Origin of the sequence: Fulvivirga sp. M361 (assembly GCF_007097395.1) — a bacterium.
GTDB lineage: Bacteria > Bacteroidota > Bacteroidia > Cytophagales > Cyclobacteriaceae > Fulvivirga.
The window spans coordinates 355,783-365,039 of sequence record NZ_VKDC01000007.1 but is presented as its reverse complement, the minus strand read 5'-3'; the positions used below and the strand labels follow the sequence as shown (position 1 = coordinate 365,039).

1 protein-coding gene and 1 pseudogene are annotated in these 9,257 nt (G+C 44.4%); both read right to left on the bottom strand.

Annotated features, from left to right (window positions below):
- Positions 1–6,049: pseudogene (locus FNH22_RS10715) on the bottom strand (hypothetical protein); the annotation flags it as partial.
- Positions 6,046–9,240: a hypothetical protein gene (locus FNH22_RS10710; protein WP_143398348.1), complete on the bottom strand. Its 3,195-nt coding sequence runs from the start codon at positions 9,238–9,240 to the stop codon at positions 6,046–6,048. The pseudogene FNH22_RS10715 and the gene FNH22_RS10710, both read right to left, overlap by 4 nt.
- Between the last annotated feature and the right edge of the window lie 17 nt (positions 9,241–9,257).

Genomic DNA, 9,257 nt, shown 5'->3' with positions numbered 1-9,257 from the left:
CCTCTTCTGCAAACTGTCCCTGAAAACCCCAGCGGTAATATTGTCCGAAGTTCCTTTTTACTGTATCAGTGGGTGATTCAAAATAACTATTCGGTGTATTGGCCCTTCTCGCGACCGAGCCGCCTGCATAGTAGTCTGTGGCTTGCGTCACGATGTCTTCTGTCAATGTCACCGATAAATCATCAAAATACACCTTGCTTCCGGGAGTATGGTTAGAAACGTAGGCATAAATATAACCAGAAGAACTAATAGTTATGTCCTTTTTAATGGAATCAAACTTCACCGTACTTTCCTGCCCGGTAGCAAAACCTGACTCGGAAGTTATCTGTACCTTTTGAGCATCTAACATGGTAAACTGTTCATCAAAGTAAATGATGTTCAGAAAAGCCAATGGTCTGGTGTTCTCTGCCCCTGTGTTGGCAAACCCTGTCAATGCTCCTTCAAATAGATCTGAGAGTTCTGAAACCACCTCACGACCATTCTGACCAACATAAGTACTCCCTAACAGGTCCGCTAAAAAGGGGATCCCTAATGGAGAAGCGTAACTGCTCTGCTTTTCGTATTTGGCGTATACTTTTGTATTAATCTTCATCCCTTCCTTCACTTTCAATGTGGTAGCGGGTCCTATAATACGGTTTCCATCTCCGGTAAGATAGGCCACTATGTCTCCTCCGGCGGTATGATTAAGGAACGGACCGGCATTGGTCAATTCAGTAGTCTCCAGGTTTTGAAAGTATTGCATCTCTTCTACCCTGGGGTTTGTAAAATCAGCCAGGCCTGAGTCTTCCATGGTAGCTTCAAACGTCACGTTACGCCGGCTTACCACTGCTCGTACATTCCCTAAATGATCTGTCATTTCATAGGCCATCGAGCCGTCCTGGTCGGCATAATAGGTGCCTATTTTACCTGATCCGTACACCGGTACTTCTTTTTGCACGAGGTTACCGGCAGTGGCTTCTTTTTCTTCAAAGATGCTCATCACATTTCCCGAGGCATCACGGATGTACCAGGTGGTAATGCCCGTGTCATGGTTTTTAGAGGTAAGCCGGAACCCACGATCATCGTAGGTATAACTTACTTTTTTACTATTTTCTACAAAGGTTGCCTCTTTAGTCACGGAGTCAACGGTGCCTTCTGCATAAACAGCCACCACTTTTCCAGTTACGTCATACTCGACGTATTTGTCCTTACCGTCTTCGCTCAATTCTTCATTCAACTGGCCGATTTTGTTGTAATGGTAATTGGCATAATCCGTACCGCTGACGCGTTGCTCTACACGATCTAACTGGTTCGTGTTCGATGTATAATGATACTTGAAATTATGCTTAAAGTGACCCTTTTCGTCATAGCGCTTAAGTGCATTAATGTTGCCATTAGGGTCGTACTCCAGCCCGGTAACACGGTAGCGATTGCTATTTATATTTACCCCTCCTGTGAGTGTGGCTTCTCCCCAGAGGGCCTGAGTCAGTTGATATTTATCGTCATAGTCAAACAGGTAGATCCCTTCAAAATCTGATGCTTCCGTATCTACCGGCGCTGTAGTGCGCCATTGCATAGAAGTGATGTTACCATTGTGCATGGGTTTGACCTGGTAGTTTTCAGGGATACCATCAAAAATTTGTGTCACTTCGAATTCTGAGGAATAAATGGTCATCCCTGTGAGCAACGTGTTGTTCATCTCACAACGGTATTTGTTCCCTATGAACGTTTGGTCCACTCCTGTAAGGGTAAGGTCTTCCTGGACAGCTCCGGAAATCGCTGCCCAGGCGGTTCCATTCCATTGTTGCCATTGGTAAGTCGTATTAGAGCCTCCGGAACGGTCATTAACGACAGGCACATTACTTCCCAACCCTATATTTATCACAGGAACAGGGTTGTTTTGTGGAGCATAGGAAAAAACTCTTGGGGGTGTTCCGCCAGCCAGTTGGGTCTCCAGGCTTTCAAAAGTGAGTAGGTTGCCCTGAACACGCAATTCATCCACACGTTCGAAATAAGGAATAGAGGTGAATTGATTATCAGCAATATTCATATCATACACCTGCCCGGCCAAATCAAACGGTGGGAAATCACCTTCAAAGTTATTCGAATTTAATGTAAGCCTTTTGAGCCTGCCCAGTGTGGAAATGGATGACGGGACTTCTCCTGACAGCCTGTTACTGCCTATGTCAATATATTCTATCCAGGGCAAGTTAAGGGTATTGGGTAAAGCTCCGGTAAACTGGTTATCCGTCAGGGACAATTGGACCAACGTAGGTAGTTGAAAAAGAAAACCGGGAATCTCTCCTGAGATTTGGTTGCCCGATAAAAACAATTTTTTCAATGACAAAGCCTCAAGAGATAATGGAATAGAGCCTGTAACACTATTATCGTCCAAGGCAATTTCAGACAGGTCACCGTTTTCTACCGTAATCCCATACCAGCTAATCAACTGATCCACTGAAGTAATAGCATCCCATGCTGCTGCCGTAGCCGGCCATCCTGTATTATCGGCCCAGTTCGCTCCACTGGTGCCTTCATAAAGATCACGAAGCGCCTGAATTTCCAACTCATCAATCACAGCGCCATTCAATATTTTTTGTGGAATATAGTGAAAGGTATGGTAAGGGTGTGATCCGCCGGGCATATTCAATGCAATATCAGAAGCTGAAATATAGTTATTGATAAGACAGAGCTGAAGAGCAGACGCGAGAGGGTGATTTCTAAAATCGGGGAAGGAATTAAACAGATTGTTCGAAGCAATCAATACATTCAACTTGGGCAAAGTAGTTAAACTCTCAGGCACGGCACCTGTGAAACGATTCGATGGGAGATAGAACTGGGATAACTTGGTTAAGTTACCAAGTTCAGAAGGTAAAGGCCCTTCGAAACGATTATTACCGATAGATACGAAAATTAATTCCACTAAATGCTCCAACGAAGGAAAGTTTCCTTGAAGCTTATTCACCTCCAGGATCAACTTGCGCAACCCTGTCATGGAAGACATACTTGAAGGCACTACTCCTTCCAGGTTATTGTGCGACAGACTCAGCTCAATTACATCGCCCCCTTCCACTTTGATCCCGTACCAGTCTTTAACCTGATCTAAAGTGGTAATCCCATCCCATGCCATTGAAGTGGAAGGCCACCCTGTACTATTTGCCCAATTTGCACCTCCCGTATTCTCATAAAGTGCACGAAGAAAAGCTATTTCAGTAGAATCGTCTACCCGGTCCCAAATATACTGGGGGGCATAGTTGAACGTCTGATATGGATGTGAGCCACCGGGCATATTCAACGTAATATCAGAAGCTGGAATGTAATTGTTCAAGATATGTATCTGAAAGATGGAAGAACGCGGGTGGCCCGTAAAATCAGGAAAAGAACGAAACAAATTGTTAGACGCAATCAATACATTAAGCTTAGGCAAAGTGGTCAAACTCGCCGGAATATCACCTGTAAAACGATTCGATGGGAGGTAGAACTGAGATAACTTGGTTAAATTACCAAGCTCAGAAGGTAAGGGACCTTCAAAACGATTGTTACCGATAGATACCAAAACTAATTCCACTAAATGCTCCAGTGAGGGAAAACTTCCCTCAAGCTTATTTGCCCCCACAGCTAACTTGCGCAAACCCGTCATGGAAGACAAACTCAATGGCATCTCTCCCTCCATATTATTATTTGGCAGGCTCAACTCAATCACATCACCACCTTCGGTTTTGATGCCATACCAATCGCTCACCTGGTCTAAAGCGGTAATTCCATCCCATTCCAATGGGATAGAGGGCCACCCTGTATTATTCGTCCAGTTTAATCCTCCCGTATTCTCATAAAGTGTACGAAGAAAAGCTATTTCAGCAGAATCGTCCACCCGGTCCCAAATATATTGAGTGGAATAGTTGAACGAAAGGTAAGGGTGTGAACCACCTGGCATATTCAATGCAATGTCAGATGGTGGAATGTAGTTATTGAAGATGTTTATCTGAAGGCTGGATGAACGCGGGTGACCTGTAAAATCAGGAAAAGAACGAAATAAATTATTTGAAATACTGAGTACTGTAAGCTTTGGCAATGTAGTCAGACTTACCGGCACATCACCAATGAATCGATTAAACTGAAGAGAAAGATGAAACAACTCCGTTAAATCACTCAAATCAACTTGCGATAAATCGCCACTCAAATTATTTACTCCTACATCTAACTTACGTAAACCTGACAACGAAAATATACCCACCGGAAGTTCTCCCTCCATAGTATTGTGTGACAGACTGAGTTCAACCACATCACCTCCCTCAATAGTTACACCATGCCAATTAATTATCTGATCTGTTGAGGTAATCGCATCCCATGCCACCGAGGTTGAGGGCCAACCGGTATCATTCGTCCAACTCGCACCATCTGTAGACTCGTACAAGTCTCTCAAGGCCGTTATTTCAACCTGATCCAATACAGACCCCTGGTTGACAGGTATGGACTTCTGAGGGGAGTATACAAATGTATGGAACGTACCTGTGGTATTAGCGTCAATATCCGACTGTGGAATGTAGTTGTTGGCCACATGCAACTGCAAATTCGTGGCATTAGGGTGAGCGGTAAAGTCTGTAAGCCCCGTGAATGCATTATCCTCCAACCCCAAATAACTTAACAAGGATAAGGCGTTAAAAGAAGCTGGAATAGTACCGGTAAAATTGTTACCGGACACCTGGAAGCTGGTCAGCTTGGCTAAGTTATCCAGACCCTCAGGTAATGGGCCGGACAGCTGGTTATTCCCTCCTTCCAAACGTAGTTTCTTCAGCTCAGTCAGGTTACTTAGTGAAGGTAAACGACCACTTAATGTATTGTTATGAAGCTGTAATTCTCTTAGTCCCGCCATTGCGGATAAACCGGAAGGCAACGCACCCACCAGATTATTACCGGACAGTAACAGGCCTGTCACATCGCCACCTTCTATTTGTACGCCATGCCAGTTACTCACCTGGGCGAGCGAAGTGATCGCATCCCATTCCGTTGGAGTAGAAGGCCAGCCTGTATTATTCGTCCAACTGGCTCCGTTAGTATCCTCATACAGATCTCGGAGTGCCTGGAGCTCCAGTTGATCCGGCACATTACCTTCATCCGTTGCACTGTAACCTACTATGGCATATTCCCGTGCCCTCCAACCCATCGGGTCTGCGGACCGCAGCACCAGGTAGCGCCTCAGAGGGGTAATGGGTGCGTTGCTGTGATCCGTATCCTGAACCCATAGAAGTGATCCAACATTTGCTAACCCCTGGGCCGTATTAAAATTGATCGCAGTAGTAACCACACCATTATCATTGACATCATCGTTGTCATCATCCCACCAGACCAATGCATAAGGAGTTTGATCTCCCTGGCTGTTAGGACGATATTGTGTCCAGGTAGAAGTAATACGCAGGTCTGCATAATCGGGACCAAAATCAATATACCCCGTACGATTGCTATATCCGGGCACATCGCTACCGCCACTACCACCTGTTGGCATTTGAGCTGTAGCATCCCAGGTAGGGGGACCGTCAAACCCATGCTGGATCGGAAAATATTGGGAGGAAGCCTGCCCTGATGCCAAAGGGGCCAAAATACGTAACGTTTGTGATGAAGGGGGGGAAGAACTACTTGTCAGCGCAACTGCTCCGGGGCTATAGATAGCGTTCTCCTGCCTATTTATGCTCCGTTCTGCATAATCATAGCTTGTGGCGTCTGAAAACTCAGTATATGTATGGGTAACTACACCTGATTTTGCACTAGTCATCAGGGTATGAAGACCAGAAGTAATGTTACTCATCCCGGGGTCTTCTGTACCAGAAGGCCATAAAGACGAGTTATCTGCTCGTAAGGTAAAGACATCATGCTGTAACAGATTTTTCATGCTATCCACATCCACATGACTATAATATCTATTCCCAATGGCCAGTCGTGAATGGAGCAGCTCAATATCGGTTGTTGCTTTGACAGTCGTGAAAGCTCCATAAGTAAAAAACAAGACTAACAATGTAGCATTGTACTTTATTCGATGGGGTATCCGTAAGAAGGTCAGGAGGTCAGGTTTCATCGATCCACCCCTCCTTTCTGTTCATATCCCTTTGCCTTGGTCACATCCGGAGGCTTTATTCTTTTAAGTTGTTCGAGATACATAGGGCTTTCAGCGCTGTATTGTTTGAGAATATTGACCATTTGCGGTTGATGTGGCCTGATCACATCAAAAAGAGAAGCAAGCCTCACAGGGCTCAATTCACCTTCTTTTAATCCATGGAATTCCGCTGGGTTGGGCCTGTTAGTGGTAGCCGATACTTCGAAAAGACTATTCATATTCTTTTCATAGTAGTTGAGGATCATGCCAAAAGCATCTTCACTAAATTCGTTCTGTCCGTCTCCTCCCGGATCATGAGCGGGATCAGGGTGGTTGATCTGTTTCAGCCAGCCGTTGATGTTATATACAAAATCGATCCCCTGTAAGTCTCCACCTAACGCTATCCTTTTTAAAGGGCCGTGAAGGTAATAGCTATAACTGGCTTGTAATGTTACCTCATGATTGCCCGGCAGGGAGGCCCGGGCCAGACCGCCTTCCAAACCAGTGAATACCTGGGAAAGCCGTTTGTCCTGATCGTATCGGTAATAGTGGTAGAACTCATCCTGCATTATACCACTCGTATAGCTCTTGAAACCTACCCCCAACACATTGCCTAAAAAGTCATATTCATATGATAAAAGGAATACGTAGTTCAATACGTTACTACCTTGTGCATCCAGCCTTTTGGGCTCCTGCACCATCCAGGTGACCCTTCCCTGTTCGTCATAGCTGTACCAGGTGGTAATGTGTTCATTCTCCGTCCAGCTAACGGCTCCCATCACAAATTCCTGAATGAGTGACTGTCCGGGCATAGAGGGTAAATTCGTAGCAGGAATGTCGTAATGGGTATAGATCCAATCTTTTTTGGCAGCCGAATAACCGGACAAACTACTCAAATAAGCTACAAGCGCCTCTGTTTTAAAATACTCTTCAGCATTAGGGTCAAGAGATGAAAAATCATATGGTCCGGAACCTTGATGGGTAAAGGTAACTTCACCGGATTCAAGCGGACGACCTAGTTGGTCATAATCTGTATAGGAAAAATCTCCTGTATTATTTTGTTTAGCATTCTGTGAATAGCGTATACTTCCGTCTCTTCTATAAGCATAACTGGTCTTTCCCGCATCTGTTTCCCGCGTTGACAGCAACCAGCCCTGGTGGTTATAGGTATAGTAAGTTGCAAAGGGTAGATCTTCTATATCAGATATGTTATCAATACCCATAGTTAAGATTTCTTTCACTCCATTAGGCGCTATGCTCACCATCAACCTTCCTGCATCATTGTAAAAATTCCAGCTGATATCCCCAAAACCATATTGCAGACTTGAAGGCGTCACCGTAAGCGTGGACGGGGCCGTTACCTCATACAGCCCTGAACCTAATAAGGATGTAGTACCTGCGGAATAAGGTACCAGGCTTTCTTCTTTTACATTTCTAAGTTCAGCGCCTGTACCTAAATCCACCGTAGCAGGCTCTATTAGGTAAAAGGACCCTACTCCTTCTTCAATGCTGAATTCAGGGCCGGTATTCGGACCAAATAACAGCCAATCACCCGACCTCGCAGTCATCAATACATTCTCTCCACGATCTGCAAAAGAAACGGCCATATTTCCATTCTCGTCAATGACCACAGATTGTACGGCTTCATGAGCAAGCGTGTTTGGGCCACTAGTCAATCCGAAAAGCTTGTTTCTGAATTGAACATACTGATCTAATTCCCTGGATACTTCGAAAGTTCGCGTGTAGACTTCATGACCTGACCCCATCCTGAGCTCCTCTCCTGGCCCAGCTGATCGTTTGATCTCACCTGTGCCATCTTCGTAAAATTCAACACGTGAATATGGATAGGCAGTGGCTGGAACATGGTCCTCAAGTGTATTATTATTACTATAATACCAGCCCAAGGTACCGGGTTCACCGGTGTTAATAGGATCAGGTAATTCTTTATCGTCAAAATTGTCAAAATTGTCATAATTATACACCACGCCCGATGGTCCGGTAACAAAATCTTCTTTGTAGGCAAAATCTGATTGGTTTAGAGGGGCCGGTAGTGTGGAAATCACCGTACGATCATACCTATCCTTAAGTGTAGTAGAACTCAATACTTGTATCGTAGCATTATCTTTAGCGCCAGAAAACACTTTTGTCTGTGATTGTAATGGTTGTCCGGCATAATCGAAATAATTTATTGATTCAGCATATTTGCCATTATTATCTAATGAGGTCGTCATGATAAAATTTGGATCTTGTCCGAGAGTTGTAATGACAACACTATTTGACATGGTCCCTTGCGGCCCGCATTCATCTTTCATTACCACGCGAAACTGAGTAGGTTTAATAAAAGTTTCATCATAGGCATAAGTGGCATTGTCTTGATTATTAATATTTACCCAATTCTCATCACCAATTTTCTTTTCCCAGTGATCCACCTGGTAATTGATGCCACCATTTCCCATTTTGATTTCTCCCGAAGCGGGCAGATGTGAATAAACCTGCCGATCACCTTGTACCACACCTGCTGAAGCAGGTACGTGAATAGTGGTACTAAATGATTGATATAGCAAACCGCAATTCACCGAAGTACTATTGTTCCTTTTAGCTACTGCCCGATAAGTCGTGTTCTCTGTTAAATTTGTGTAATTGAGCACAAAACTACTAGTGACCGTACTATATGTACCATTACCCAGTCTTTTTTCCCATCTCAAAAAAACCGCTGGTGAGGTGATAATTGCTTGCGAAGAACCAACGTTATTACCTGAACAGATGTTCGTGTCGCTATAATTACTCAATAACAATGTTCCCACACTTTCAATACTGACATACTCATCAATCGGGGCATTAGCAGGCCCACAGGGAGCATTTGGATCATCCGGCACTTGACCTACCTCTAGAAAACATCCTTCAAGGCCAGCCGGGCCCCAGGTGGTCAAAGTTATTCTACGCGTACCTGTTATACTCCAGTCAACCGTAACGCTCTGCTCATCATCGTCGGACGTGATCACACCGCCACTCACTGTCCATAAATATTTGTAGTAAATGTTCTTTGAACTGTAAGTTTGTGAAAGCCGGTCACTTTCGCATGCAGTAAACACCCCTTCTATTTGATTGGTCTGTGCCGATAACGTATAGATCAGGCAGAGACTACAGGATAATATTAATACGAAAACTTTCATTTTTTTACACTTTCTTT